26 protein-coding genes and 1 tRNA gene are annotated in these 23,777 nt (G+C 64.0%); 7 read left to right on the top strand and 20 right to left on the bottom strand.

The genetic code is table 11. The annotated features are described in order from the left end of the window. The first annotated feature begins 88 nt into the window (after positions 1-88). Positions 89-1,336 carry a flavin monoamine oxidase family protein gene (locus tag ACP2YO_RS01685; RefSeq protein ID WP_426443515.1) on the top strand — a complete coding sequence of 416 codons (1,248 nt, stop codon included), beginning with the start codon at positions 89-91 and terminating at the stop codon, positions 1,334-1,336. Between the two features lie 109 nt (positions 1,337-1,445). Here the strand turns inward: ACP2YO_RS01685 and ACP2YO_RS01680 are convergent, their stop codons facing one another. Then, complete coding sequence (locus ACP2YO_RS01680) at positions 1,446-2,579, bottom strand: IS630 family transposase (RefSeq protein ID WP_426434275.1); 1,134 nt, start codon at positions 2,577-2,579, stop codon at positions 1,446-1,448. A 38-nt stretch (positions 2,580-2,617) separates the two neighbouring features. Between ACP2YO_RS01680 and ACP2YO_RS01675 the strand changes: the two genes are divergently transcribed. Continuing rightward, positions 2,618-2,899, top strand: a complete 282-nt coding sequence (locus ACP2YO_RS01675) for a LexA family protein (RefSeq protein WP_283039996.1) — start codon at positions 2,618-2,620, stop codon at positions 2,897-2,899. A 45-nt stretch (positions 2,900-2,944) separates the two neighbouring features. Here the strand turns inward: ACP2YO_RS01675 and ACP2YO_RS01670 are convergent, their stop codons facing one another. From ACP2YO_RS01670 to ACP2YO_RS01655, 4 genes are read right to left on the bottom strand one after another with little or no spacing between them, the layout of a single operon-like run. Next, complete coding sequence (locus tag ACP2YO_RS01670; RefSeq protein ID WP_426438446.1) at positions 2,945-3,352, bottom strand: thiol-disulfide oxidoreductase DCC family protein; 408 nt, start codon at positions 3,350-3,352, stop codon at positions 2,945-2,947. Beyond that, entirely contained in the window at positions 3,349-4,668 is a 1,320-nt protein-coding gene (locus tag ACP2YO_RS01665; protein WP_426438444.1) for an SDR family oxidoreductase, read from the bottom strand. The genes ACP2YO_RS01670 and ACP2YO_RS01665 overlap by 4 nt, the downstream gene beginning before the upstream one ends. Positions 4,669-4,676: 8 nt before the next feature. Beyond that, positions 4,677-5,144 carry a DUF2269 family protein gene (locus ACP2YO_RS01660; protein ID WP_426438442.1) on the bottom strand — a complete coding sequence of 156 codons (468 nt, stop codon included), beginning with the start codon at positions 5,142-5,144 and terminating at the stop codon, positions 4,677-4,679. Next, a complete protein-coding gene (locus ACP2YO_RS01655) occupies positions 5,141-6,037 on the bottom strand; it encodes an alpha/beta hydrolase family protein (RefSeq protein ID WP_426438440.1) in 897 nt (298 codons plus the stop codon). Before ACP2YO_RS01655 ends, ACP2YO_RS01660 begins: the two co-directional genes overlap by 4 nt. 273 nt (positions 6,038-6,310) lie before the next feature. On the opposite strand from ACP2YO_RS01655, the gene ACP2YO_RS01650 reads away from it, so the two are divergent. Then, on the top strand, positions 6,311-6,820 hold the full coding sequence (locus tag ACP2YO_RS01650) for an N-acetyltransferase family protein (RefSeq protein ID WP_426438438.1): 510 nt from the start codon (positions 6,311-6,313) through the stop codon (positions 6,818-6,820). Between the two features lie 156 nt (positions 6,821-6,976). Then, positions 6,977-7,507, top strand: coding sequence for an inorganic diphosphatase (ppa, locus tag ACP2YO_RS01645; protein WP_426438436.1), 531 nt, complete (start codon positions 6,977-6,979; stop codon positions 7,505-7,507). A gap of 195 nt (positions 7,508-7,702) precedes the next feature. On the opposite strand, the gene ACP2YO_RS01640 is transcribed toward ppa, so the two are convergent. From ACP2YO_RS01640 to ACP2YO_RS01630, 3 genes are all read right to left on the bottom strand, one after another. Continuing rightward, positions 7,703-8,587, bottom strand: coding sequence for a bifunctional methylenetetrahydrofolate dehydrogenase/methenyltetrahydrofolate cyclohydrolase (locus ACP2YO_RS01640; protein ID WP_426438434.1), 885 nt, complete (start codon positions 8,585-8,587; stop codon positions 7,703-7,705). Positions 8,588-8,897: 310 nt separating this feature from the next. Continuing rightward, positions 8,898-9,212 (bottom strand): DUF167 domain-containing protein, encoded by a 315-nt coding sequence (locus ACP2YO_RS01635; protein ID WP_426443514.1) that lies wholly within the window; start codon positions 9,210-9,212, stop codon positions 8,898-8,900. Positions 9,213-9,253: 41 nt separating this feature from the next. Next, positions 9,254-9,544, bottom strand: a complete 291-nt coding sequence (locus tag ACP2YO_RS01630; protein ID WP_195786885.1) for a YggT family protein — start codon at positions 9,542-9,544, stop codon at positions 9,254-9,256. Between the two features lie 275 nt (positions 9,545-9,819). Here ACP2YO_RS01630 and ACP2YO_RS01625 point away from each other — a divergent pair. Next, positions 9,820-9,895, top strand: a tRNA-Ala gene (locus tag ACP2YO_RS01625). Between the two features lie 114 nt (positions 9,896-10,009). Here ACP2YO_RS01625 and ACP2YO_RS01620 read toward each other — a convergent pair. From ACP2YO_RS01620 to ACP2YO_RS01590, 7 genes are all read right to left on the bottom strand, one after another. Then, a complete protein-coding gene (locus tag ACP2YO_RS01620) occupies positions 10,010-10,819 on the bottom strand; it encodes an enoyl-CoA hydratase (protein ID WP_426438431.1) in 810 nt (269 codons plus the stop codon). A gap of 135 nt (positions 10,820-10,954) precedes the next feature. Further along, positions 10,955-11,758 carry a glutamine amidotransferase gene (locus ACP2YO_RS01615; protein WP_426438429.1) on the bottom strand — a complete coding sequence of 268 codons (804 nt, stop codon included), beginning with the start codon at positions 11,756-11,758 and terminating at the stop codon, positions 10,955-10,957. Between the two features lie 133 nt (positions 11,759-11,891). After that, positions 11,892-12,671, bottom strand: coding sequence for an SDR family NAD(P)-dependent oxidoreductase (locus tag ACP2YO_RS01610; RefSeq protein ID WP_426443513.1), 780 nt, complete (start codon positions 12,669-12,671; stop codon positions 11,892-11,894). A 237-nt stretch (positions 12,672-12,908) separates the two neighbouring features. Beyond that, positions 12,909-13,412, bottom strand: coding sequence for a TerB family tellurite resistance protein (locus ACP2YO_RS01605; protein WP_426438427.1), 504 nt, complete (start codon positions 13,410-13,412; stop codon positions 12,909-12,911). A gap of 106 nt (positions 13,413-13,518) precedes the next feature. Then, the gene (locus ACP2YO_RS01600; RefSeq protein WP_426438425.1) at positions 13,519-14,928 is read right to left on the bottom strand and encodes an adenylate/guanylate cyclase domain-containing protein; all 1,410 of its coding nucleotides are present in this window, start codon (positions 14,926-14,928) and stop codon (positions 13,519-13,521) included. 59 nt (positions 14,929-14,987) lie between these two features. Then, positions 14,988-16,373 carry a cytochrome P450 gene (locus ACP2YO_RS01595; RefSeq protein ID WP_426438423.1) on the bottom strand — a complete coding sequence of 462 codons (1,386 nt, stop codon included), beginning with the start codon at positions 16,371-16,373 and terminating at the stop codon, positions 14,988-14,990. Positions 16,374-16,469: 96 nt separating this feature from the next. Further along, a complete protein-coding gene (locus ACP2YO_RS01590; RefSeq protein ID WP_426438421.1) occupies positions 16,470-17,840 on the bottom strand; it encodes a hydrolase in 1,371 nt (456 codons plus the stop codon). A gap of 150 nt (positions 17,841-17,990) precedes the next feature. Between ACP2YO_RS01590 and ACP2YO_RS01585 the strand changes: the two genes are divergently transcribed. Continuing rightward, complete coding sequence (locus ACP2YO_RS01585; RefSeq protein ID WP_426438419.1) at positions 17,991-19,670, top strand: MFS transporter; 1,680 nt, start codon at positions 17,991-17,993, stop codon at positions 19,668-19,670. Between the two features lie 15 nt (positions 19,671-19,685). Here ACP2YO_RS01585 and ACP2YO_RS01580 read toward each other — a convergent pair whose 3' ends face one another. Beyond that, positions 19,686-19,895, bottom strand: coding sequence for a hypothetical protein (locus ACP2YO_RS01580; RefSeq protein ID WP_426438417.1), 210 nt, complete (start codon positions 19,893-19,895; stop codon positions 19,686-19,688). Positions 19,896-20,058: 163 nt separating this feature from the next. Further along, positions 20,059-20,337, bottom strand: a complete 279-nt coding sequence (locus ACP2YO_RS01575; RefSeq protein ID WP_426438415.1) for a hypothetical protein — start codon at positions 20,335-20,337, stop codon at positions 20,059-20,061. A gap of 218 nt (positions 20,338-20,555) precedes the next feature. On the opposite strand from ACP2YO_RS01575, the gene ACP2YO_RS01570 reads away from it, so the two are divergent. Then, the gene (locus ACP2YO_RS01570; RefSeq protein WP_426438413.1) at positions 20,556-21,614 is read left to right on the top strand and encodes a polysaccharide deacetylase family protein; all 1,059 of its coding nucleotides are present in this window, start codon (positions 20,556-20,558) and stop codon (positions 21,612-21,614) included. A gap of 510 nt (positions 21,615-22,124) precedes the next feature. On the opposite strand, the gene ACP2YO_RS01565 is transcribed toward ACP2YO_RS01570, so the two are convergent. The 3 genes from ACP2YO_RS01565 to ACP2YO_RS01555 all read right to left on the bottom strand — a co-directional run bounded on the left by ACP2YO_RS01565 (position 22,125) and on the right by ACP2YO_RS01555 (position 23,777). Next, the gene (locus tag ACP2YO_RS01565) at positions 22,125-22,262 is read right to left on the bottom strand and encodes a hypothetical protein (protein WP_426438411.1); all 138 of its coding nucleotides are present in this window, start codon (positions 22,260-22,262) and stop codon (positions 22,125-22,127) included. A gap of 213 nt (positions 22,263-22,475) precedes the next feature. Next, the gene (locus ACP2YO_RS01560) at positions 22,476-23,183 is read right to left on the bottom strand and encodes a hypothetical protein (protein WP_426438409.1); all 708 of its coding nucleotides are present in this window, start codon (positions 23,181-23,183) and stop codon (positions 22,476-22,478) included. Between the two features lie 126 nt (positions 23,184-23,309). Further along, a complete protein-coding gene (locus ACP2YO_RS01555) occupies positions 23,310-23,777 on the bottom strand; it encodes a DUF4411 family protein (protein WP_426438407.1) in 468 nt (155 codons plus the stop codon).

Raw genomic sequence — 23,777 nt, 5'->3', positions numbered from 1 at the left:
GCGAATGGGGAGTAGCGAATAGGGGCGTTTGGCCTTCGGCGGTGTTTCCGATACCCTATTCGCCATTCGCCACTCACCATTCGCGCTCCTGATGACCCTCCCCTCCTCCGTCGACGTCGCCATCATCGGGGCAGGCGCAGCCGGCCTCGGTGCCGCGAATGCGCTGAAGGACTCCGGCCTGTCCACGATCGTGCTGGAAGCCCGAGACCGCGTCGGCGGGCGGGCGCATACGATCCAGGCGGCGCCCGACGTGGTGTTCGATCTCGGTTGCGGCTGGCTGCATTCGGCCAACCGGAACAGCTTCGTCGGCATCGCCGGCCAACTCAATTTCGAGGTCAACAAGGACCTGCCGCCGTGGCGCGAGCGGGCTTACGGCAAGGCGTTTCCGCAGGCCGAGCGCGACGACTTCGTCCTCGCGCTCGATGAGTTCTACGATCGCCTCCAAGCCGCCGCAGGCTCAGGCAAGGACGGCCCTGCGAACCGCTATCTCGAGCCCGGCAATCGCTGGAACCCGATGATCGACGCGATCTCGACCTATGTGAACGGCTGCGAGCTCGACCAACTCTCGATCCTCGATTACGACGCCTATCAGGACACCAACATCAATTGGCGGGTGCGGCGCGGTTATGGCGCGCTGGTCGCGGCCTATGGCGCGCAAGTCCCGGTCGCGCTGAACTGCGAGGTCCGGCTGATCGACCATTCCGGCAAGCGCGTCCGCATCGAGACCTCGCGCGGCACGCTGGAAGCCCACAAGGTGATCGTCACCGTGCCGACCAACCTGATCGCCGATGAAGCGATCCGCTTTTCGCCTGATCTGCCGGACAAGGTCGACGCCGCGCGCGGCCTGCCGCTCGGCCTCGCCGATAAAGTGATGCTGGCGCTCGACGACCCCGAGGCGCTGCCCAAGGAAGGCAATCTGCGCGGCGCCACCATGCGCACCGAGATGGGCACCTATCACATCCGCCCGTTCGGCCAGCCCTGCATCGAGGGCTTCTTCGGCGGCCGCTTCGCGCAAGCACTGGAAGACGCCGGCGACGGCGCGATTGCCGCCCACAGCATCGACGAGATCGTCTCCTTGCTGGGCAACGACTTCCGCCGCAAGCTGAAGCCACTGAAGGAATCCCGCTGGTCGCACGACCCGTTCGCGCGGGGGTCCTATTCGCATGCATTGCCCGGCCACGCGGGAAAGCGCGCCGTGCTCGCCGCGCCGGTGGATGGGCGGCTGTTCTTTGCGGGCGAAGCGACCTCACCGCATTTCTTCTCGACCGCGCATGGGGCGCTGGACAGCGGGGAGAGGGCGGCGAAGGAAGTGCTGGCCCCTTCATCCAAGCAATAACTGTTTGGACTCGTCATTCCGGGATGGTCCGAAGGACCAGACCTCAAGTGCACAACTGCGCACCGGGGAACCTCGAGGTTCTCAGGTGCGCAATTGCGCACCTAGTGGTCTACCACAGTGATTTTGACTCTTTGGCGGTGGCTGGATAGGCGCGGCCGAGTTTGGCGCGGGCTTTGTCGGTTGTGAACATCCATTTGATTCGGGCTCGGGTTTTATTTCGCCGCCGTTGCCATGCTGTGATCTCATTTCGGAGCCTTTTGGGGTCGTCGATGCGGCGGCCGAGACACTGGCGCTGAAGCACGCTGATCTCGCACTCAACCATGTTGAGCCAACTGGCGTGCTTCGGGGTGTAGTGGAATTCGAGGCGGCACAGGATGCGTCGGGCCTCGGCGGGCGCGAAGGCCTCATACAGCGCCCCAGGCTTATGGATCGACAAATTGTCCTGCACGACACGGATGCAGGCGGCGTCGGGATAATGGACGTCGACGAGCTCACGCATGCAGTGGGCGTAGTCCACGGCGGCGCGGCGGTCGGTGAGCTTGACGTTGCGCCAGCCCCGATACGGATCGAAGGTGACGAAGAGATTGACGGTGCCGTTGCGGCGATACTCGTAATCGTAGCGCTCGCGCTGTCCCGGTTGGGCCGGAACCGGCTGGCGCACCTCGCCGATCAGCTGGACGGGGGTCTCGTCGAAGCAGACCAGCGGCCGGGCGGGATCCGGCGTCTCGGCGTAGAGATCGAGCACGTCCTCCATGCGGGCGACGTATTCGCCGTCGACATGGGGAATGCACCACATGTCCCTGCGCCATGGTTTGAGGTCGTTCTCGGCCAGCCGGCGACGCACGGTCTCGCCCGACAGGCTGTCGTGATCGGTGAGCTTGACCATCGTGTCGGCCAGCAGCGTCAGCGTCCAGCGTTTGCGGCCGGCAGGCGGCTTGGCGCATGCCGTCGCCACCAGCAGGGCCTCCTCCTTTCCGGTCAGCTTGCGCTCTGCGCCCGGACGCGGCTCCTCACTCAAGGCCCGCTCCAGATTGCCTTCCACGAAGCGGCGCTTGGTCCGGCTGACGGTGGAAAGGCTGACACTCACGGTCCGGGCAATCTCCTCGTCGCTGCGGCCCCTATCGGCCGCCAGCAAAATCTGCGCCCGCTTGAGCTTGCGGGCGGCGTGCTTGCCGCCGCCGAGCATCGCCGTCAGTTCGTCGCGCTCGGCTTGGCTCAATTCGACCCGATAACGTACATTCATGCTTTGCCTCCTTGTCGGAGGCCGGGACGAATCGATCCATGAGTCAAAAATCAGGCGCGCGCTTAACCGAGAAGCAGGGTCACTACCTCGCTTTCATCCATACCTATTCGTACATGTTCGGACAGCCGCCCGCCGAAGCCGACATTCAGCGCCATTTCCGCGTCAGCCCGCCGTCAGTCCACCAAATGATCGTCACCCTCGAACGAAACGGTTTCATTCGCCGTCAGCCCGGCGTTCCCCGAAGCATCGAGATTCTCCTGCCACCCGAAAACTTGCCGATCCTCGAATGGCTCGGTATCAAAACGTCAAAATCACTGTGATGAACCACTAGTTCGATGCTTCGCATCGCCCCGGAACGACGAAATCTACTCCAGCACCCGCGCCCGCATGTCGGCATCTGGCACGAAGCACGTCTCATACTTTCCGAATATCTTGTAGCGGTTGCGCGCGATCACGCTGTAGACCGCATCGCGCAGCGGTTTCGGGACCAAGAACAGCGCGCGCGTCCAACCCCAGCCCGGCAGCAAGCTCAGCACGGTCAGCGCCGCGTCGGACTTCAACCGCGCGACATCGCCGTGAACCACCGCGTTGGTGTCGGGATCGTCCGGGTCAATGCCGAAGGCCGTTGCCAGCCGCGTGCCGTAATCCGACTGAATCGGCGTAAAGCGGAAGCGGCGGGCTGCATCGCGCGCGATGACGAACTGGACCCAGCGCGAGCAGAAAATGCAGACGCCGTCGTAGAGGATCACGTCGTCGTCGGGCCAATTGGTCATCTGTTGTCCAGGGTCAGCAGCGCGACCAGCATCAGCACGATCGCAGGTCCGGTCTTCACCAGTGCACCAAGCGGCTCGATCCAGAGATCCGGGGTCAGGATCGCCGCCCCCGCCATGTAGCCGAGCGAGGCGATGATGCCCGCGACCAGGCCGAACGCCGCGGTACGGCGAAAGGCGATCAGGACGCCGATGCTGATGTCCATCAGGCTAGTCAGCACGGTGACGGGCCCGACCAAATCAGGCAGGAAATGATGCGACCTCAGGATGCCCGCGGCAGCGTCATAGGAGATGAACAGTGCGATGAAGCCCGAGGCAACCCAGAATAGCACGAGGCTCGAGATGATCAGCGCCTTGACTGGGAATAGCCGGGCGAACCATTTGTCCTGGATGGTCGCGGGATGCGCACCGACGGCTTGCGCGATCGTCTTCGGCACGATGCCGGTTGCCGCCATCCACGCGGTGGGGTCTCCGGTGACGCCGCGACGCAGTTCGGCGATCGCGGTGGAGCGCAGCGGCAGCATCCAGCCGAGGCGGCTTGCGAGATCGCCGAGGCGGGCGCCGAGATCGATCAGGAAGGCCGGCGGCGTGATCCGCGGTTGCCTGGCCGTGCCAAACGACCAGCGGAACTGATCGATGACGCCGCCGAGCGAGATCGTCTGAGGTTGCATCAGGTCCCATGTCACGGCGCGCACGGCCTGATCCGCGATGTCGCGGCCGGCGAGCCAGGCGATGGTGGCGGCGATATCTCCGACCGCAACCGGCCGGAACGCGGTCCCCGCTTCGTCGGCCGGCAAATCGACCGGCAACGCCGCCAGCGCGCGCAGCATGGCGCTGCCGCCATAGGCCGCCGGCGCAATCACAAAACCCGGTCGCAGGACCGCATAGGCCGCGCCGAAGGCGGCGATCAGCCGTTCGGCTTCGCGCTTGGTGGTGCTGAAGGCGGTGCGATCTTCGTTGGCGACACCGGGGATCGAGATGTGGACGAGGCGAATGGCGCGTCCGCTGTCGCTGATAGCCTGCAACAGCCGCGCGACGAAATCGCAGTGCACCGCCTGCGTATCGCTACCCGGGCCATCTTGCAGGACGCCCAGACAATTGACGACGATGTCGACGTCATGCGTGCGCAGAAGCTGCGCCAGTGCCGATGCATCCATCGACATCACGGGCAATTCGAGATCCAGCGCGCTGACCTTCTGCGCCGGCGAGAAATGCCGCGCGATGCCGACCACCTGAAAACCGCGCGCACGCAGATCATCGGTGATATAGCGCCCGATCAAACCGGACGCGCCTATGACGAGGATGTTTTTTGCGGGCATGGCAGTCTCTAGAACGGCTTTGCGATCATCAGCCACAGGATGATCATGACAGAGCCGAAGCCGGGAATACCGAACAGGAACCAGCGGCGGAACAGCGCAAAATAACGCGGCGGCAGCGGCTGGCTCTTCTCCACCGCCATCAGCGCCAGATCGCGCATCTCCATCTGCATGAAGACGACGGGAACCCAGAACATGCCGGCGACGGCGTAGAGCGCAAGCGATGCCAGCAGCCAGCGTTCGGTGAAGCCTGTCGCCGACAGCATCATCAACAGTCCGCCGCTGACCGGCTGGAGCAGCACCGCTGATAGCGTGAAGATCATGTCGGCGACCACGACAGTCGCCGCCGTGCGCGCGATGAAGGAAGCATCACCGGTGCGATGCGCCATCAGCATGAAGAAAGCGATGCCAGTGCCGGTGCCGAGGATCACGATGGCGCCGAGCACATGGAGGTATTTGACGAGGAAGTAGAACGTCATCGCTTGCCTGCGGCGGGGCGCGGCGGCTTCAGCGCGCGTTCGAGTTCGGATGCCGCCGATTTCACGCCGTTCTCCGTTTCCGCCAGCCAGTGGCCCTCGCTGCCATAGGCCGGAAGCGCATGAAAATCCACTCTGGCGCCACCCTTGGCGAAGGCATCGGCAAGTTGGCGCGAGAACGCCGGCGCGAAATAGCTGTCATTGGCCGCGACCAGCCACGTCACGGGAATGTGTGCCGGCGCGCCGAACTCGGCGGCGGAGGCGAGCAGTATATGCGGCGCGCAGACCTGGTTCGGGAAATCATTGGCGCGGCCGCCGCGGCCCGGCGCAAAGACGATGATGCGCGACACGCCGGCGGGATTTTCGCCGGCCAGCGCCAACGCGCCCCAGCCGCCCGCCGAGTGACCGACGATGACCGTGCCCTCGGAGCGGATGAAGGCCTGCTTGCGCAGATAATCCATCGCGGCCGCGATCTCATCAGCCGTGGCGCGCCCGGCGCGGGAATAGTCCGCCTCGTCGCAGCCGCGCTGGTCCTCGAGATAGGGGCCGCCGGTGGCGCCATGGCCGGGCCGCTCGGGCACCAGCACGGCGAAACCGCGCGCAACCAGAAAGACGGCGAGCGCGCGATATTCGGGCTGCGGCATCTGCGCCCGGCGCAGCACATTCTGCGTCGATGCATGCGCGATCACGGCAAGCGGAAACGGGCCGTCGCCGGCGGGGCGAAACAGCAGGGCATGCGCCGATGTCGCTGGCTCAGGCGATGGCACCAGCCATTGCTGGCGCCGGTCCGGCTCGCCCTCCGCGCCTTGCGCGCCAGGCGCCGGCTGCGCCGACACCGGCCGCGTAACGTGCAGAGCAAGGACAATGGCCGCGGTCAGGACTTTCACCGAATGCATGAGCGCCCCTGACGCCGCCGCGCCGCACTGGAATTCACCCTCAGAATACCCTCTGCGAATCGACCCGAGTGCATTTTTCCGTGTCACCCGCGCTGTCACACGGCGCCGGCACCGCAACTTGCCCGCCAGCTCATCGGCGATTTGCCCGTTGTGGCAGCGCCTTGTCTTCTTTCGGTACAAGTTTTCATGACACTGATGCAAAAAATCCACAGGTTAACCGATAATTAACTAAGGACCTTGAAGGCGGCCCCCTGACTTGCTTTGATTAGGCCCATGAGCACAACGCTGATCGAGATCCGGCCGGCCAAAGCTGCAGACGCAGCCGCAGTGGCGTCTACCCATGACGAAGCCTGGCGCTCAGCGTATCAGGGCATCATCCCGGGCGCCGAACTCGAAAAGCTGATCAATCGCCGCGGCCCGCAATGGTGGGACAGCGCGATCCGCAAAGGCAGCCGCGTCAGCGTGCTGGTGTTCGGTGACAAGATCGCGGGCTACGCCAATTACGGCCGCAACCGCGCCCGCAGCCTGCACTTCGAAGGCGAGATCTACGAGCTCTATCTGCGGCCGGAATTCCAGGGCCTCGGCTTCGGCCGTCGCCTGTTCGCAGCGGCACGCCGCGACCTGCTGCAGAGCGGCCTGAAGAGCATGGTGATCTGGGCGCTCTCCGACAACGACGCGGCAACCGAGTTCTACCGCGCGCTCGGCGGCCGCATGGTGGCGCGCTCCTCGGAGCGGTTCGGGCCGAAGTCGCTCGACAAGGTCGCTTTCGCCTGGGCCAACTGAAAATCCTGCTTCTCTCGCAGTTGCAGCGAGGCTAAACCAGCCTGAGCAAGGCCATCTGGCTGGCGATAAGCTCGGGCTTCGTTCCGCTTCGCGCCTTGTTGGCGCCAACAAGAAAATTCCATCGTTTCAACTTCCAAAGGTCACGCGGAGCAATCCATGCGTATCGACGCCATATCGATCGGAAAGAATCCGCCCCACGACGTCAACGTCATCATCGAGGTGCCGGTCGGCGGCGAGCCGATCAAGTACGAGATGGACAAGGAGGCCGGCACGCTGGTGGTCGACCGCTTCCTCTATACGCCGATGCGCTATCCCGGGAATTACGGCTTCATCCCGCACACGCTCTCCGGCGACGGCGATCCCTGCGACGTCCTGATCATCAACACCCGCGCGATCATTCCCGGCGCCGTGATGAGCGTGCGCCCGGTCGGCGTGCTCTTGATGGAGGACGAAGCCGGCGGCGACGAGAAGATCATCGCGGTCCCCTCATCGAAACTGACCCAGCGCTACGACAAGGTGAAGAACTACAGCGACCTTCCAGACATCACAGTGCAGCAGATCCAGCACTTCTTCGAGCACTACAAGGATCTCGAGAAGGGCAAATGGGTAAATATCCTGAGCTGGGGCGACGCCGAGGAAGCGTGCAGACTGATCCTCGAAGGGATTGAGCGGGCGAAGAGGAAGTAAGCGCCACGGGCGCCGATCTTAACCTCGCCCCGCTTGCGGGGAGAGGTCGGATCGCATGCAGCGCAGCTGAATGCGATCCGGGTGAGGGGGTACGGGTCTCTCGACAATCCCAGCGCGGAGAGAGCCCCTCACCCCAACCCTCTAAGAGCGAGCTTCGCTCGTCTCGACCCCGCAAGAGCGAGGCGAGGGAGCTGATCACACCGCCGGCGCCGGAAGGCCGTGGATCGCACACGCGGCGCGCAGCGTGTTCACCAACAGGCACGCCACCGTCATCTGTCCGACACCGCCGGGCACCGGCGTGATCGCGCCCGCAACGCCGAGCGCTTCCTGGAAGGCGACGTCGCCGACCAGCTTCGGCTTGGCCCCAGGCACCGGGATGCGGTTGATGCCGACATCGATCACGGTCGCACCCGGCTTCAGCCAGTCGCCGCGCACCATCTCGGGCTTGCCGACCGCCGCATAGACCAGATCGGCCTGGGCGCAGAGCTTGGGCAGATCGCGCGAGCGCGAATGCGCGATCGTCACCGTCGCGTTCTCGTTCAACAGCAGTTGCACCAGCGGGCGCCCGACCAGGTTTGAGCGGCCGATCACGATCGCGTTCATGCCCTCGATCGAGGGATGCACACTCTTGCTCAGGATGATGCAGCCGAGCGGTGTGCAGGGCGACAGCGCAGCGAAGCCGCCGGCCAGCCGGCCGGCATTGTTCGGGTGCAAGCCGTCGACGTCCTTCGCGGGGTCGATCGCATTGATGATGGTTTCGGTATGCAGCGATTTCGGCAGCGGCAGCTGAACCAGGATGCCATGCACCAGCGGATCGCGGTTCAGCCGCGCGATCAACGCCAGCAGATCGTCCTGCGACACTTCGGCCGGCAGCTTGTGCTCGAACGAGGCCATGCCGGCAGCTTGCGTCTGCGTGTGCTTGCTGCGGACATAGACCTCGCTGGCGGGATCATTGCCGACCAACACAACGGCGAGCCCCGGCGTGAGCGCATGGTCGCGCTTGACGCGCGCGACCTCGTCGGCGACGTGACCGCGCAGCTCGGCGGCAATGACTTTTCCATCGATGATGCGGGCGGTCATGTCAGTCCTCTGTCTCGCCTAAAGAGCGGGATGAATTCAGATCGAATCGGCCGATCGGCGCACTCGCTGTACCTCTTCCGCTTGCGGGGGAGGTCGCCGCGCTCGGCAGCGCTCTTGCGCGCCAGAGCGTGGCGGGTGGGGGCTCTCTCCACAATGCGACTCGTGCAGAGAGCCCCCACCCCAGCCCTCCCCCGCAAGCGCGAAAGGGGGCGCAGTTTCTTCGCGGTTGCAATTCGACCTCATCTCATCATGCTCTAGCGTTTTCGAGCGAAGTGGGCACCGGTTCGCTTGAAGAAAACGTGTCAAAACATCATCTGGCTGTGGTCAGCTTTCTCAAAGTCTCGCCAAGTTCCCTTGGCTCGCCGTCGACGGCCACTTGTTCAATCCGCGAAGTGGCGCCGGACAGGATCTTCACCCTGGCCTTGGGCACGCCGAGCGCTTTCGCGAGCAGCTCGGTCACCGCGCGGTTCGCCTCGCCGCCTTCGGCAATGGCGCGAACCCGGACCTTCACGACGGACCGGCCATTGGCCAGCGTTTCGATCCCGTCGATGTCGTCACGGCCGCCGCGCGGCGTCACGCGCAAGGCGATGCTGATGCCCCCGGTGGAATAACGCCAAGGATCCATCGACAAGGGTCCGTCGAAAAGCATCCATCGAAATCCGCGGGTCAGATGACGTTGGGGTAGATGTAATACATGATCACCCGCTCGATAAACATGATGAGCAGGATCACGATGATCGGCGAGATATCGAGCCCGCCCAGGTTCGGCATCACATTGCGGATCGGCCGCAGCACCGGCTCGGTGATGCGGTACAGGAACTCGGCCACGGCCGCGACGAACTGGTTGCGCGTGTTGACGACATTGAAGGCAATCAGCCAGGACAGGATGGCGGACGCGATCAGGAGCCAAGTATAGAGGTCGAGGACGATGATGACGATGTCGAGGACGGCGCGCATATGGTGGGGGCTCGCGGGTGGGACAGTCGGTGGAAGCGCTACAAGATCGGGATGACCGTCATTGCGCTTCTTGTTTCAGCATGATCCTTTCGGAAAACCGCTACACACTTTTCCGGATCATGCTCTAGATATCGGTTCATCCCCCCGCAAACAAGGGAAGTTCCCGGCCAACCGGGCTGAAAACCGCGGATTCAGCGTTCTTGACTTGCCCTTGGGCGGGACTGTAAATGGCGCCCGATTGTCGGCCGGGATACTCAGCAAGACCCGGCCGCGATGGGGCCATAGCTCAGCTGGGAGAGCGCGTCGTTCGCAATGACGAGGTCGGCGGTTCGATCCCGCCTGGCTCCACCACGCTTCGCCCTTCGGGCTACGCGTGGCGCAGCCGCGCAGAGCCCGAAGGACGAAGCGTGGTGTGCGGCGAAGCCCAACGGGCGAAGACGGACCTAATCAGCGCACCGATCCCCCTCACGTCCCCGTAAACCTTGGTGGCCGCTTCTCCACGAAGCTTGCGACGCCTTCTCTAAAATCATTCCCCTTGAGCGCGACGTGCATCTCGCGGTTGGCATCGATGGTGGCTTCCGCCAGCGTCTGGAACGGCACGTCATAGAGCTGGCGCTTGATCACGGCGATCGCGCTGGGCGAGACGAAATCGGCGAGGTCGCGGGCATAGGCGTAGGTCTCCTCGCGCAGCTTCTCCGGCGCCGAGAGGCGGTTGACGAGGCCGATGCGCAGCGCCTCCTCGGCAGAGACGCGGCGCGCGGACATCAGCAGATCGAGCGCGTTGGCATGGCCGACGATGCGCGGCAGCATCCAGCTGATGCCATGTTCGGCGATCAGGCCACGCCGCGCGAAGGCCGTCGTGAACACCGCGGTGTCAGCCGCGAAGCGCAGGTCGCAATACAGCGCATGCACGAGGCCGATGCCGGCGGTGGCGCCGTTGAGCATCGCGATGACAGGCTTCTTGATCGCGGGATAGTAGGCGTATCGTGTCTGCCAGTCGGGACGGCGGTTCATGTCGAACGGAATGCTATCGCCGCGCCTGACTTCGTTGGGATCGATTCCCTTCAACGCCTCCATGTCGGCGCCTGCGCAGAACCCGCGGCCCGCGCCGGTCAGCACGATCACGCGGACATTGTCGTCATTCGCCGCGGCCTCCATCGCATGCCGCACATCGCGCTCCATGATCGCGGTCCACGCATTCATGCGATCGGGGCGATTGAGCGTGATGGTCGCGATCCTGTCGCTGACGTCGTTGAGGATGTGCTCGTAGGTCACGGCGATCTCCCTGTGGTTTGTTGTTATCGGCGCACGCGTGACTTGTGCGACAGCACGTGCCGTTGCGCCCGACACTAACACATCCGTCGAAATGAAACGCCGCGCGATGCCGAGCGCGAAAATTCCGCGTGGCGGCTATTCGGCAGCCTGCAGCATCGTGCCACGCGGGGTGCGCGCGATCCAGCCATCGAGGAAATGCTTCAGCCAGGCGCGCTCGGCGGCATCTTGCACGGCGCGTTCGGCGAAGTGCAGATGGCGCGGCTGCGCGCCGGGTGAATCCATGCGCACGCAACCATGCGTGGTCCAGCGGTGCATCATCGCGTAGGTCACGTCGGGATGAAACTGCAGGCCGAAGGCGTCGCCGAACTGGAACGCCTGGATCGGAAAATCGTCGCCGGCAGCGAGCAGTGCGGCACCCTTGGGCAACTGAAATCCCTCGCCGTGCCAGTGGTAGACGCGCGCCGGCCAATCCGGGCAGAGCGCACGGCCGGCAGCGGTCGGCCTGATCGGGTAATAGCCGACCTCGACCCGGCCTTTTGGATGCGGGGCCACAGTCGCACCAAGCTGCCGCGCCAGCATCTGGGCGCCGAGGCAGATGCCCAGGAACGGCCGCTGCTCGCGCAAGGCAATCTCGATCCAGTCGATCTCGCGCCGCACATAGTCATCGGGATCGTTGGCACTCATCGGGCCGCCGAAAATCACCGCGCCGGCATGGTCGTCGAGTGTGGCCGGCAAGGCGTCGCCGAAGCGCGGACGGCGGATATCGAGCGGGTAACCCAACGCGCGCAGGGCGTTGCCGACCCGGCCGGGCGTCGACGTCTCCTGGTGCAGCACGATCAGCACCGGCGGCAGCAGGGCCGGATCCGCCGGCGTGGCCGCGGCCCGCCTTCGGCTCGCGAAGGGCACCACGACACTGGCTTGGTCCGACTGGATCGACATCGTCTCTATTGGGTCTTAATTCGGCACATCAGGCGGGATCGTAGCTAAGTGATCCTTAATTTCGTGTGTGTGAGCGCGAGCACACTTACCCGCGATTTCCAAGCAAATCGCGGGCCAAAGCTGCGGGAGGACGTCAGCGCTTGCGGAGCTGGAAGCCGCCGACCGCGGTCAGGATGAAGGAGCGCGGAAACAGGCGGAGCAGGAACGGCACCAGCTTGATGAAGAGGCCGGGTAATACGGCCCGCTTGTTCGCCATCAGGCCCCGATAGGCCTGCCTTGCGACCTCCGCCGCCGAAACGTCGAGAATGGCAGAATCGAAGCCCGGTGCGAATCCAGCGCGCGCCTGGAATTCCGACGGCACCGGACCGGGGCACACCACGGTGACCCGGACGCCCTGCGGGGCCAGCTCGCAGCGCAGCGCTTCGGAGAACGACAGCACATAGGCCTTGCTGGCGTAGTAGACGGCCATGCCGGGCCCCGGCAGGAAGCCGGCGATGGACCCGATATTGAGGATACCGCCGTGGTTGCGGATCAGCTGATCGGCAAAGCGCAGCGACAGATCGGTCATAGCGCGGATGTTGACCGCGATGATGTTGAGCTGTTCGGCCCGATCCTGCTTGTTGGCGAGGCCAAACAGGCCGAAGCCGGCATTGTTGACGAGATATTCGATTTCGACCCCGGCCTCAGTCAGGGCCGTCGCGATCTTGTCGCCGGCATCGATCTCCTGGAGATCGCAGGGAATCACGATCGGCGCCGCGCCGCCCTTGCCGGCGAGCTCGTCGGCCAGCGCCTTGAGACGATCGGCGCGCCGCGCCACCAGCGCCACACGGTGACCGTTCGATGCAAACACGCGCGCCAGTTCGGTGCCTATGCCCGCCGATGCCCCGGTTATCAGCGTCACACGCTCGGTCACCATTCAAACTCTTATTGCAAATTCCAGAGGTCTCGAATTGCGGCGACGAGAGCATAGGCAAGCGGTGGGATGCAAGCCACCCGTAAGCTTGTCGACAGCCGTGACCATGCGGGTTTCGGAGTGAAACGCCGAGTTTTCAGGCGCATCGCCTACGATCCCGGCAGATCGCACTGCACATTAAAGTTTCGTCATACCAGCTGTTGGCGCGACCGTGGCGACACCTGATCGGCAGGCGTGTCAGATTGCCGCGTCCGCAGTGCCCCAAGGCCCTTTGGGCAGAGCCGCCTGCTTCTCCGCGACGCGGTGCTTGAGATCGATGCGGTCGCGCGACGAAATGCCGAGCAGATCGGCGGCGCGCCAGACCACATTGTCCTCGAACTCGCTGACCTGGCCGTCGGCATAGACCAGCTCCCACATCATCTCGACGATGCGCAGCCGCCCTTCCTCGTTCACCGAGCGCATGATGACGCTGGTAAAGTGATAGAGATCGACGGCCTCGCCCTCGACCCGCATCGCGGACGAGATCAGCCTGTCCGCAGTGCCGGGATCGAGCTGGAAACGACTCTCGATCAGACCGTGCAGTTTGCGCGTTTCGACGGCGCTCGGTTGCCCGTCGAGCGAGACGACATGGACCAGCAGCGCGGTCGCCGCCAGACGATAGTCGCCGTCGTCAAAGGTCCGGTCCGCCTGCGCGTCGGGGGAGACGATATCGGCAATGAATTGGCGGAGTCCGTCGAGCATTGCTCTCTCTGTCGAATGAAGCCTGATGAAATCTATATGGCGTGGAAACAGAACCGGCGCAATCGGTTCCGGTTCCCGCACGCGCATTACGTTTCAGCAATCTCGGCTAGGGTATCTCGTACACCACGAGCTTGTCGGCAATGCCGCGCAGCGCCGCTTCCTTCTGGATCGGCCTGATCGCCGCACGGTCCAGGATGCCGGCAACTTCAGGCGATTCCATCACCGGCTGGGTCAGGTGGATCTCCTGCGACGTCGACAGGCTCTGCACCCGCGCGGCGATATTCACGGTCTGGCCGAAATAGTCCTGCCGCTCGTTCAGCATCACCGCGAGACACGGACCTTCATGGATGCCGATCTTGACGACCAGATCCTCCTTGCCGCGCTCGTCGTTGAGCGACTTCATCGCCGCGCGCATGCGCAAGCCCGCCGCCAGCGCGTGCTCGGGCCGGATGAAGGTCGCCATCACGGCGTCGCCGATCGTCTTCACGACCGCACCGCGCTCGGAGGCGATGATCTCGAGCAGCGCGTGGAAATGCGCCCGCACCAGATCGAACGCGGCAAGATCGCCGACCCGCTCGTAAAGCGCGGTCGATCCCTTGAGGTCGGTGAACAGGAAGGTCAGCGCGGTGATCTTCAACCGCTGGTCGATTGTGAGATTGTCGGCTTTGTAGACGTCGCGGAAGGTCTGGTTACTCAGGATGCGCTTCGCCGTCAGGAACGGCTTTCGCTTGCCGATCAGATGATGCAGCGCCTCGGCAGCGACGAACACCGACGGCAACACCCGAACGCCGGCCTGGTTGTCGAGCGACAGCCGCAGCGGGCCGGGCTGCAGCGTCATGTTGCCGACGGGCGCATGAACGTTGTTGTACATCAGCGACAGATGCTGCCGGTCCTTGGTCGGCTCGCCCTGAACGTCGATGAATTGTGCCGAGTGCGTCACCGGCTCGAACACGATGATGAATTCCTTCGGCAGTTGCAGCGACAGCACCGCTTTCTCGCCGGCCGGCAATTCGAGCGCGTCCAGCACGACCTCGGTGGAGAGCTCCTCGAAGGACTCCTTGTTGAAGTCGACGCCGGAGCTCCAGAAGATCTGCTTGAAATAATCCCAGATCGGAAGCGTGTTTGGATCGTGCGCCGCAATGCGGCGGACGCGCGAACTTACGGTGAAGGCGACCTCGACCTGCTCGTCGACGGAGGCCTCGTAGCCGCAGGCGCAGAGGCCGCATTGGTAATCGTCATGACGCAACGATTTCAGCGTCGAATGGGCATCAAGCACGCCGCTACAGCCCGGGCAGAGCACGTTCCAGGTCATCTCGAACAGGCCGAGCCGCGAGGCATGCAGGAAGCCCGAGATGACCTTCTCCTCATCGAGCCCGGTGCGTTTGGAGAAGTCCAGCACATTGACCCGGTTGAGCTCGTGGTCTTCGCCCTGCTCAACCAACCGCACGATCGCGTCGGCGACCGCGGGATCAGTGGTCTGCCGCAACACTGAAAACTGTGCCTGGATGTCGCTCATGGGGCACCTTAAATGAGGTGGATAGGGCCGCGGCGCAAGCCTCTTGTACCACGGCTCGACTACCGCGGCGTGATCGCAAACATCGGCGAACGATTGGGCTGCGTCGTGACCACGCCGATCGGGATCACCGGCTCCTTGTCCGCCAGCGCAACGCGGAACGCGCCGATCAGCCTTGCCAGCGCGAGCGTGGCCTCGACCAGCGCGAAATGCGCGCCGATGCAGACCCGCGCGCCGACGCCGAACGGCAGATAGGCGAAGCGGTCGGGTGGCGTTTCCGTCATAAACCGCTGTGGCACGAACGCGTTCGGATCGCGCCACAGCTTTTCATGCCGGTGCAGCAGCCAGGGCGCGATCAGAACTACGTCACGCCTCCTGACCGGATGGCCCGCGATCGTGTCGGGGCCGGCGGCGGCGCGCCCGATCAGGAACGCCGGCGGATAGAGCCGCATCGTCTCGTCCATCACGGCGCGGGTGAATTTCAGCTTCTCGACGTCGAGCGTGCCAGCTGCTGCCACGCTCTTGACCTCTGCCGCAAGCTGTTCCTGGGTCGTCGGATCCAGCGCGAGCAGATAGAGCGCCCAGAACAGCGCCGTCGCGGTCGTCTCATGTCCGGCCAGGATCATGGTCGCAACCTGGTCACCGAGCTGGGCGTCGGTGAAAGCCTCGCCGGTTTCAGGATCGCGCGCGGCGCCCATCAGGTCGAACAGGTCGCGAGCCGGCGCGTCGTCGTTCTTGCCGGCGGCGCGACGCTCGGCCATCAATTGGCCGACGAAAGCAGTCCAACGCTTGCGGAAACGGGCGCGGCGGAAATCCTGCGGGGTCGGCCAGCTCAAGGGCAGCAGCAGGTCCAGCATATGCGGCCGGGCCAGCGTCTCGCCATACTCCATCACGAAATCGCGCAGCGCGGCGCCGTGGCGCTCCATGCCGAATGAGAACATGGTGCGGCCGGCGATCTCCAGCGTCATCCGCTGCATCGCCTCGCGCAGATCGACGGAGCCGCCGCTCGCGGCTTTCAGCTTGGCGATCGTCTCATCGGTTGCCGCAATCATGTAGGGCACGAGCGTCGTCACCGCGCGCGGCGTGAATGCCGGCGCCAGCGTGCGGCGCTGATGCTTCCACGCCCGGCCCTCGGCGATCAGCAGTCCTTCACCGAGCATCGGACGCAGCACGCGAATGCCCACGGGCGTACGCGTGTAATTCTCGTAATTGTCGACCAGCACATGCCGGATCGCGTCGGGCGTGTTGAGGATGAAGCTGGAGTGGCCGAAGAAACGGCCCTGAATGATATCGTCCTCATAGGCCCGCCGGCCCCAGGTCTCGATCGGTGAGTAGCGCATCACCCGCATGCGACCGAATGCGGTCATGTCGTCGGGGGCGCGCGGTGGGGTCGGCGGCACCAAGGGCTGCCGCGGAACCGTGATGTCGTAGACTTCGGCGATGCTCATGGTCCTCGCTTCCTGCCTCACACGACGGCCGATCCGGCCACACCAACCCGGCGCCATGAAGGCGCGCGGACCTCAACGAGACCTGATCAGCAAGACCTAATCAGTAAGTTCGGCAACCGCAATCCGGTTCTCCGCTACAGGCCAGGCCCGCGCCACGATCCGCTCCTGGTTGAAGATGGCCACCACCGGGCGGCCGATCTCCGCCGCCGCAAGCCGAAGCGTCGTGACGGCATCCGTCGGCACGCCCGGCTTCACGTCCGCCGGTTCCTTGCCGTCGAACAGCACGATATCGCGCGGCAGGCCGAAATAGCCGCGCACCCGCGACACCAGGACAACAGCGCCCGCGCCGGCATCGGCCGGTACGAGCGGCCGCGCCGCGCGCAGATGCACGATGTCGGACGAGCGCGGAAACGGCGAGCGATAGAAATGCGTCGTCACCGAGCCGGGTGAGGTCAGCACGATCTCGAGCGGCCAGGAGGGATCGACCTGCGCCGGACCCCAGCGGCCGTCCGCGCCGGTCTGCGAGCTGTGCACGGGACCGCCGATGCGTTCGCCGCTTTCCGCCGACACGCGATAGACATCTACCGATGCGCCTGACACAGGACGATTGGTTTGCACACCACCCGGCGTGCCCGTGACGAGGCCACTCAGCTTCACCGCCGCCTCCGGCACGATCTCGATCCGCGACGGCTCGCGTCCGGCGATGAACTTGTAGATCTCGCGGAAGGCGCGCGGAGAATACGCGGTCTCGCGATGATCGACCGGGCCGATCACCAGATTGGTGGCGCCCTTCAGCGCCGGACCCTCGGCGCTGATGTTGGTCGGCGTGCCCGGCTTGCCGACAAAGCGCCCGTCAGCTTGCGCGAATTTGTCGAGGCCGTCACTGCGCAAGGTCAGGAATGCGGTGCCCGCCGTCACCTCGCTGTCACCGTCATTGAGACCGCGCAGGAACGGACCGCGGCCGTTGAATTCGTTGCCGAGGCCATCGTCCCAGGCATAGACGCCGTGGTTGGGCGTGCCGCACAGCACGGCATGGCTGACATCGCCGCCACCGCCGTTCTTGATGGTGTTGCGGATCGCGTTGCCGCCGCGCGAATTGCCGACCAGCGCGACGCGTGCGGCGCCGGTCGTCTGCTTCAGCGCCTTGATCGCTTCGCCGAGCTCGCGCCGCGCGTCCTCCGTCGAGGAGCGGTTGGCCTGCTCGACCTTGTCGTCGGTACGCGCCAGCGGATCGGTGAAATTGATTGCGAAAAGCCGCTCAGGTGGCACGCCGTTGGATTCCATCCGCCAGACCGTCGTCATCCAGAGCGCCGCGTGGTCGCCATTGCCGTGCACGAACAGGATCGGCGGGATGTCGCCGGCCGGTGCGGCAGGTGCCGTCTGTGCCACGGCCGAGGCGCCAAAACGGCCCGCCAGCAGCGACAGGGCTCCGGCGCCTCGCAAAATCGTCCGTCGCGACAGCCTCATGTGTCCCCTTCCCCAAATCTATCAGTACTTTAGCTGTGTCTTACGGCGGCCAATGGTGCCGTAATCGCTGGACAGGACCGGCTTTGCGCAGGCATCAGTTGATCTAGCCGGAATCATCACCCAGCCATAGCAGGCCAAACGGAACCGGATATGACCGAACCGCCTGATCGCGCCCACAGTATCACTGCACCGTTGCGGCATTCGATTTTCAGGCGAATCTGGCTCGCCAGCCTGCTCTCCAATCTCGGCATCCTGATCCAGGGCGTCGGCGCCGCCTGGGCGATGACGCAGATGACGCCGGAGGCCGACAAGGTCGCGCTGGTGCAGACCGCGCTGATGCTGCCGGTGATGCTGATCGCGATGCCGGCCGGCGCCATCGCCGACATGCACGACCGCCGCATCGTAGCCCTGGTGTCGCTGGCGATCGCACTGTCCGGCGCGACCGCGCTGACGGTGCTGGCATGGCTCAACATGGTGACGCCGAACATCCTGCTCGCGCTGTGCTTCGTCGTCGGCAGCGGCATGGCGCTGTTCGGGCCCGCCTGGCAATCCTCGGTCAGCGAGCAGGTACCGGCGGAAACGCTGCCGGCCGCGGTCGCGCTCAACGGCATTAGCTACAACATCGCACGCAGCTTCGGGCCTGCGATCGGCGGCATCGTGGTTGCCTCGGCCGGTGCGGTGGCCGCGTTCGCCGCCAATGCCGTGCTGTATCTGCCGCTATTGGTCGTGCTGTTCCTGTGGAATCGGGTTAGTGAGCCGTCGCGGCTGCCGCGGGAGCGGCTCAACCGCGCCATCGTCTCGGGCGTGCGCTACATCACCAATTCGCCGTCGATCAAGATCGTGCTGACCCGCACCATGGTCACCGGCATCATCGGTGGCTCGGTCTCGGCGCTGATGCCGCTGGTGGCGCGCGACCTCTTGCACGGCGGCGCGCAGACCTACGGCATCATGCTCGGCGCCTTCGGCATGGGCGCCGTGATCGGCGCGCTCAACATCACCGAGGTGCGCCGCCGCATGAGCGGCGAGGCGGCGGTGCGCGCCTGCGCGTTGTCGATGGGGGGCGCGATCGCAGCCGTAGCTGTTAGCAAGGAGCCGGTGATCACGGCTGCGGCGCTGGTCGTCGCCGGCGCGGTGTGGATGCTCGCGGTGGCGCTGTTCAATATCGGCGTGCAGCTCTCGGCGCCGCGGTGGGTGGCCGGCCGCTCGCTTGCGGCGTACCAGGCGTCGATCGCCGGTGGCATCGCGATCGGGAGCTGGGGCTGGGGCCACATCACCGACATTTGGGGTGTCGAGACCGCGCTGCTGATCTCCGCCGCCCTGATGCTGCTGTCGCCGATCCTCGGCATCTGGCTGCGGATGCCGCCGATCGGCGCGCGCAACGAGGCGGCAGCCGAGACGCTGGCCGATCCCGAGGTGCGGCTGCAACTGACCGGGCGCAGCGGACCGCTGGTGGTCGAGATCGAATACCGCGTGTTGCAGGACAACGCCCGCGCCTTCCACAATGTAATGCAGGAGGTGCAGCTCTCTCGCCAGCGCAACGGCGCCTATGGCTGGTCGATCGCGCGCGACATCGCCGATCCCGAGCTATGGACCGAACGCTATCACTGCCCGACCTGGCTCGACTTCCTGCGCCAGCGCAACCGCGCCACGCAGCTGGAGCGTGAACTGCATCAGCAGGCGACCGACTTCCATATCGGCCCCGACCCGGTGCGGGTGCGCCGGATGCTGGAGCGTCCGTTCGGATCGGTGCGCTGGAAGGAAGAAAGCCCGGACCGCGCCGCTAATGAGGTGTTGCCGGTGGTGGCGACGGCGGCGGGGAGCAGCACGTAATGACAGGAGACTAAATCACTGCCCGTGATCGGTCAGCGTCTGCTGGCACGCCTTGGTCAGGCGGGCGCGGTGCTGTTGCAGGCACGCGAGCACGACCTGATCGCCTTCGCTGAGATGGGCGCGGCAGTAGCGCGAGGCGTCGCGGGAGCAGGCATCGCGGCCCTGTTGCGCCGAGGCGGCGGACGCGACTAGAATCAACGGAACGGCGAGCAGAAATCGGGTCATTTCAAAGCCTCTAATGAATGGGACGCCGTGCTTTACAGCGTTTTACCACTCCGAAGAAGCTTGAAACGGCTGTCACAGCGGCATGTTCCCGCAGGCTCCGAGCATCCCGGACGGACTGCGTCTCGTCGCCGCAGGCGCCGCCCGAAATGATGCAGCGCGCAAACTACTCGGCGGCGACCTTGCGAGATTGGCCGGCCAGATCGCGATCGAGCACGACGCGGCAGCCGCTGCTCAGAGCGGAGCGATGCTTGATCATGCAAGCGGTGATCTTCGGGATATCAGGGATCTCCGAGCTGCACAGGCGGAACGCGTCGCCCGTGCACATCTGCTGCGCCTCGGCGCTGAACGCGAAGCTCGCGGTCGGGGACAGCGCGGAAAAGGCGGCCGCAAAAGCCACCGCGGCAGTGGCCTGGCAAAACCGGCTGTTAAAGATGGTGGTCATGATCGGCTCCTGTTGGCACCGCAAAGCGGGGCCCGTTGTTCGATGGGCCGATCATTGCGCCTTGGCGCGCTATCCGACTGTGACGGCCATCACGCAATCCTAAGCCGCTCTTTTTCTTGCGCTCCCGGGGCCGTGTTGGGACCGCGTTAAGACCTTGTTGGCACTAATCGGACGTTACGGCTGTGGCGTACCCCCGAGTTCCCAGGAAGTGTGTAGCGATGCGTAATCCGTTGGGCCTGATGCTGGCCAGTGTTGTCATGGCGGTGGTGATCGCCGGAGTGTGGTTCTGGACCTCCTCCCCGCGCGCCGATGCCACCGCTCCCCAAACCATGGCCGCCCGCGCGGCCGATCCGCTTTCCGCGACGGCCAAGCCGGCCGGCAAGGATGATGTCGAGACCACCGCGGCGCTGTCCAAGCGCGCCGATGCCGGCCCTCCGGCGGCAGCGCCTGCGCCCGCGCCGATGCCCGCACCGGTCGCGGCCGCAGCCAAATGCGACAATCCCGATGCGCTCGGCATCAGCCGCACCGTCGTGGTCGACACCACGGGCGGCCCCGGCTTCGGCTTCCTGCAATACAGGCAGTTCGACTTCCTGACCGACCACGAGATCGTGCTGACCTTCGACGACGGTCCGTGGCCGACCACGCCGGCGGTGCTGAAGGCGCTGGCGGATGAATGCACCAAGGCGGTGTTCTTCCCGATCGGCCTGCACACCACCTATCATCCGGAAATCCTCCGTCAGGTCATGGCGGCCGGCCACACCATCGGCGCCCACACCTGGTCGCATGCTCATCTGGGCGGCAAGAAGATGACCGAGCAGATGGCCAAGGACGAGATCGAGAAGGGTTTTAGCGCGGTGAAGGTCGCGCTCGGCGCCAATCCTGCGCCGTTCTTCCGCTTCCCCGCGCTGGTGCACACCCCGGCAACGCTCGCCTATCTCGAGAGCCGCAACATCGCGAAGTTCTCGGTCGACGTCGACTCCAACGACTTCAAGTCCAAGAGTCCGGACGAGGTGATCACGAACGTGATGACCAAGCTCGACAAGGAGCCGGAGCACAAGGGCATCATCCTGATGCACGACCTCCAGAAGCACACCGCCCAGGCGCTGCCGACGCTGCTGCGCCGGCTGAAGGCGGGCGGCTACAAGGTGGTCTGGATGAAGGCCAAGACCCAGGTCGAGACGCTGCCCGAATACGACGCGATGATGGCCAAAACCGAGAAGGTCTCGACCGCACCGACCCGCCCGGTGAGCAGCGTGATCCAGACGGTCGCGGAGTAGGGCTGCCCTCTGCACCTCTCCCGCTTGCGGGGTCGAGACGAGCGAAGCTCGCTCTTAGGTCGCATCGCATCGAAGATGCGATGCTGGTGGGGGCTCTCACCACGAAATGGCTCGCGTCGCACGAGCGCGCTGCCAAAATATCGAAAACAACCCCATGCAAAGTAGCCGGCGGCTGCCGTTCGACACGACAACTTGACAGGTCGGGCAAATCAGCGGCATTATTCCATTATTCCGAAATCGCGCAGGCGCCCCCCCCCCCGCTACCGCATATGGCACTTGCGGACTTCTCCAGCTAACGTTTCGACTTCGTCATGGCCGGCCTATGGATGTGGCCGTAGCCATGTGCGATTGCCCTGCCCGCAAGCGGGAGCGGGAGCGCAGTCTCTTTCGGCGCTACCAGTAAATCCCGTGGCGATGCAGTTCGCCGATAATGCGCCCCTCCGTCCGGCGTAACGGCCGCCACTGGATTTGCGCGAGTAGGACGGCTTGTCGTCGTCATCGTAGTAGTCGTCACTCCGCGACGGTGACTGAAACTTCGCCCGCTGCATGCTCGGCCAAGCCTGTGGCTGCGCAGCCGGCGTCGGTGTCGCCAGCCCGCGCGGACGCTGAAGCTAAAACCATCGCCGTGATCAGGATAAGTTTGCGCATTGGTGCGTCTCCCGTTGGTGCTGGGGAAATTAGGGGAGCGAGCGGCGGAGGATGTGAGGAGCGCCACACTCGCAAAATCTGACCCAATCAAATGCAAACGAAATTGTCGCCGTTCATCAGTTCGTGCGCACTGGCATTCGTCGCCACATTCGCACCCTCGGCATCGAAGCAATGGATGAATCCGGCGGACGGGCCGCAGTTCGTTTGTCCTCTCTACGAATCCATATCAACAAAAAATGGGATGGAAATCTCGCGCATCGGACTTGTGACCGGGATTTTGATCAGTTCTTTTGCGTCCAAGGCGACGCCGAAGTTCTTCAACCAAGCGGCAGCAAAAAAGGCTTTAGTAAATTCGAACATGTTCACTATGCCGCTCATCAATTCTTCCATGATGCGCTCTTGTGCATCACCAGGATTGGATTCATTGATTAGACTGCTGATCCCGTGCATCACCATCAAGTCTGAGACCAAAAAATGCGAATTGTATCCGTAGTGTGAGAAGTACAGACACCAAAGTTCATCGGAGCCAGGATCATCGCACGCGGCTAAAAAAGCCGCATCAACCGCTGCATTGTCAGGGAAGTGAAACGAGAAGTTGTTGCGAACGATCGAGATAAGATTGGACTTTCCAAATTGCTGCTTCAGCTTTGCGAGCGCTTCTCGGCCGCCATCGTCAAGCCGATCTTGGTAGTCGCAGCCGATATGTCCGGCTAGAAAGCGCTTCCTGATCAATTCCCAAGTCTCATGCACCGCCCCAATTAATAGCCTGAGCAGCATCTGCGTCTGCGCAGCTGCCAGTGTCTGCTCAGCCTCGGTTGGCGGCGTCTTACTCGACGAGTACATGAGCAACTTCTGGAGCATCGAGGTTTGATTGAGGGAGTAGCCGAGTAGAAGCATGAAGCTTCGTTCGTCGCTCGGCATTAGTCGAAGCCGCTCTTTTGAAACTGGGATATGGTAGACGTGCACATCCATTGTAATCGAAATTGCCTTAGTGATCCGCGAAACCGTGCGCCGTGATCCGCGAAACCGTGCGCCCTTTTCGCTTCCTTAGCTAGTCCACCCCTCTTTTTCGATTAAGTCGGCTACCCTGCAATAGTCAATCTTCTGCGCGTCACACACATCCGGGATTCGCTCTTTACCCGGATACTCTTCGGTCACGACCCACATCTGCGGATTAGTGCTCGCCGCCAAGGCCATCACGAACGGGTCCGCGCCGGATCGACCCTTTGTCGTGTCAACTAGCTTGGGATGCGCGGCCATGATCCTCGCGACGATCGCTTGCACGGTATCGTCAATTTCAACAAACATAGCGTCTTTGCGCTCCTTGCACCAAGCGAACAGTTCATCGTCCTTCTTCTGAAGTTCGTTGTAAACTTCGATGGATGATTTGAAACGACCTTCCCCTACTAGGTTGTTGAAGCCGTCCCAGACGAAGCCGAAGTTCTTTGGACGATAAATCCGGTGCCACGCGTGAATGAGCGCGCTGCTATCGACACTATAGACCAATCCGGCCAT

It is taken from the genome of Bradyrhizobium genosp. P (assembly GCF_049949265.1).
Taxonomy (GTDB): domain Bacteria; phylum Pseudomonadota; class Alphaproteobacteria; order Rhizobiales; family Xanthobacteraceae; genus Bradyrhizobium.
The sequence above is the reverse complement of the archived record's forward strand: the minus strand, read 5'-3'. Positions and strand labels throughout refer to the sequence as shown.

Bases quoted from the DNA above. Each gene is read 5' to 3' on its own strand.
- ACP2YO_RS01680 (WP_426434275.1), bottom strand. From the start codon at position 2,579: ATGAATGTACGTTATCGGGTCGAATTGAGCCAAGCCGAGCGCGACGAA.
- ACP2YO_RS01675 (WP_283039996.1), top strand. From the start codon at position 2,618: ATGAGTCAAAAATCAGGCGCGCGCTTAACCGAGAAGCAGGGTCACTAC.
- ACP2YO_RS01670 (WP_426438446.1), bottom strand. From the start codon at position 3,352: ATGACCAATTGGCCCGACGACGACGTGATCCTCTACGACGGCGTCTGC.
- ACP2YO_RS01665 (WP_426438444.1), bottom strand. From the start codon at position 4,668: ATGCCCGCAAAAAACATCCTCGTCATAGGCGCGTCCGGTTTGATCGGG.
- ACP2YO_RS01660 (WP_426438442.1), bottom strand. From the start codon at position 5,144: ATGACGTTCTACTTCCTCGTCAAATACCTCCATGTGCTCGGCGCCATC.
- ACP2YO_RS01655 (WP_426438440.1), bottom strand. From the start codon at position 6,037: ATGCATTCGGTGAAAGTCCTGACCGCGGCCATTGTCCTTGCTCTGCAC.
- ACP2YO_RS01650 (WP_426438438.1), top strand. From the start codon at position 6,311: ATGAGCACAACGCTGATCGAGATCCGGCCGGCCAAAGCTGCAGACGCA.
- ppa (WP_426438436.1), top strand. From the start codon at position 6,977: ATGCGTATCGACGCCATATCGATCGGAAAGAATCCGCCCCACGACGTC.
- ACP2YO_RS01640 (WP_426438434.1), bottom strand. From the start codon at position 8,587: ATGACCGCCCGCATCATCGATGGAAAAGTCATTGCCGCCGAGCTGCGC.
- ACP2YO_RS01635 (WP_426443514.1), bottom strand. From the start codon at position 9,212: ATGGATCCTTGGCGTTATTCCACCGGGGGCATCAGCATCGCCTTGCGC.
- ACP2YO_RS01630 (WP_195786885.1), bottom strand. From the start codon at position 9,544: ATGCGCGCCGTCCTCGACATCGTCATCATCGTCCTCGACCTCTATACT.
- ACP2YO_RS01615 (WP_426438429.1), bottom strand. From the start codon at position 11,758: ATGTCGATCCAGTCGGACCAAGCCAGTGTCGTGGTGCCCTTCGCGAGC.
- ACP2YO_RS01605 (WP_426438427.1), bottom strand. From the start codon at position 13,412: ATGCTCGACGGACTCCGCCAATTCATTGCCGATATCGTCTCCCCCGAC.
- ACP2YO_RS01600 (WP_426438425.1), bottom strand. From the start codon at position 14,928: ATGAGCGACATCCAGGCACAGTTTTCAGTGTTGCGGCAGACCACTGAT.
- ACP2YO_RS01595 (WP_426438423.1), bottom strand. From the start codon at position 16,373: ATGAGCATCGCCGAAGTCTACGACATCACGGTTCCGCGGCAGCCCTTG.
- ACP2YO_RS01590 (WP_426438421.1), bottom strand. From the start codon at position 17,840: ATGAGGCTGTCGCGACGGACGATTTTGCGAGGCGCCGGAGCCCTGTCG.
- ACP2YO_RS01585 (WP_426438419.1), top strand. From the start codon at position 17,991: ATGACCGAACCGCCTGATCGCGCCCACAGTATCACTGCACCGTTGCGG.
- ACP2YO_RS01580 (WP_426438417.1), bottom strand. From the start codon at position 19,895: ATGACCCGATTTCTGCTCGCCGTTCCGTTGATTCTAGTCGCGTCCGCC.
- ACP2YO_RS01575 (WP_426438415.1), bottom strand. From the start codon at position 20,337: ATGACCACCATCTTTAACAGCCGGTTTTGCCAGGCCACTGCCGCGGTG.
- ACP2YO_RS01570 (WP_426438413.1), top strand. From the start codon at position 20,556: ATGCGTAATCCGTTGGGCCTGATGCTGGCCAGTGTTGTCATGGCGGTG.
- ACP2YO_RS01565 (WP_426438411.1), bottom strand. From the start codon at position 22,262: ATGCGCAAACTTATCCTGATCACGGCGATGGTTTTAGCTTCAGCGTCC.
- ACP2YO_RS01560 (WP_426438409.1), bottom strand. From the start codon at position 23,183: ATGCCGAGCGACGAACGAAGCTTCATGCTTCTACTCGGCTACTCCCTC.
- ACP2YO_RS01555 (WP_426438407.1), bottom strand. From the start codon at position 23,777: ATGGCCGGATTGGTCTATAGTGTCGATAGCAGCGCGCTCATTCACGCG.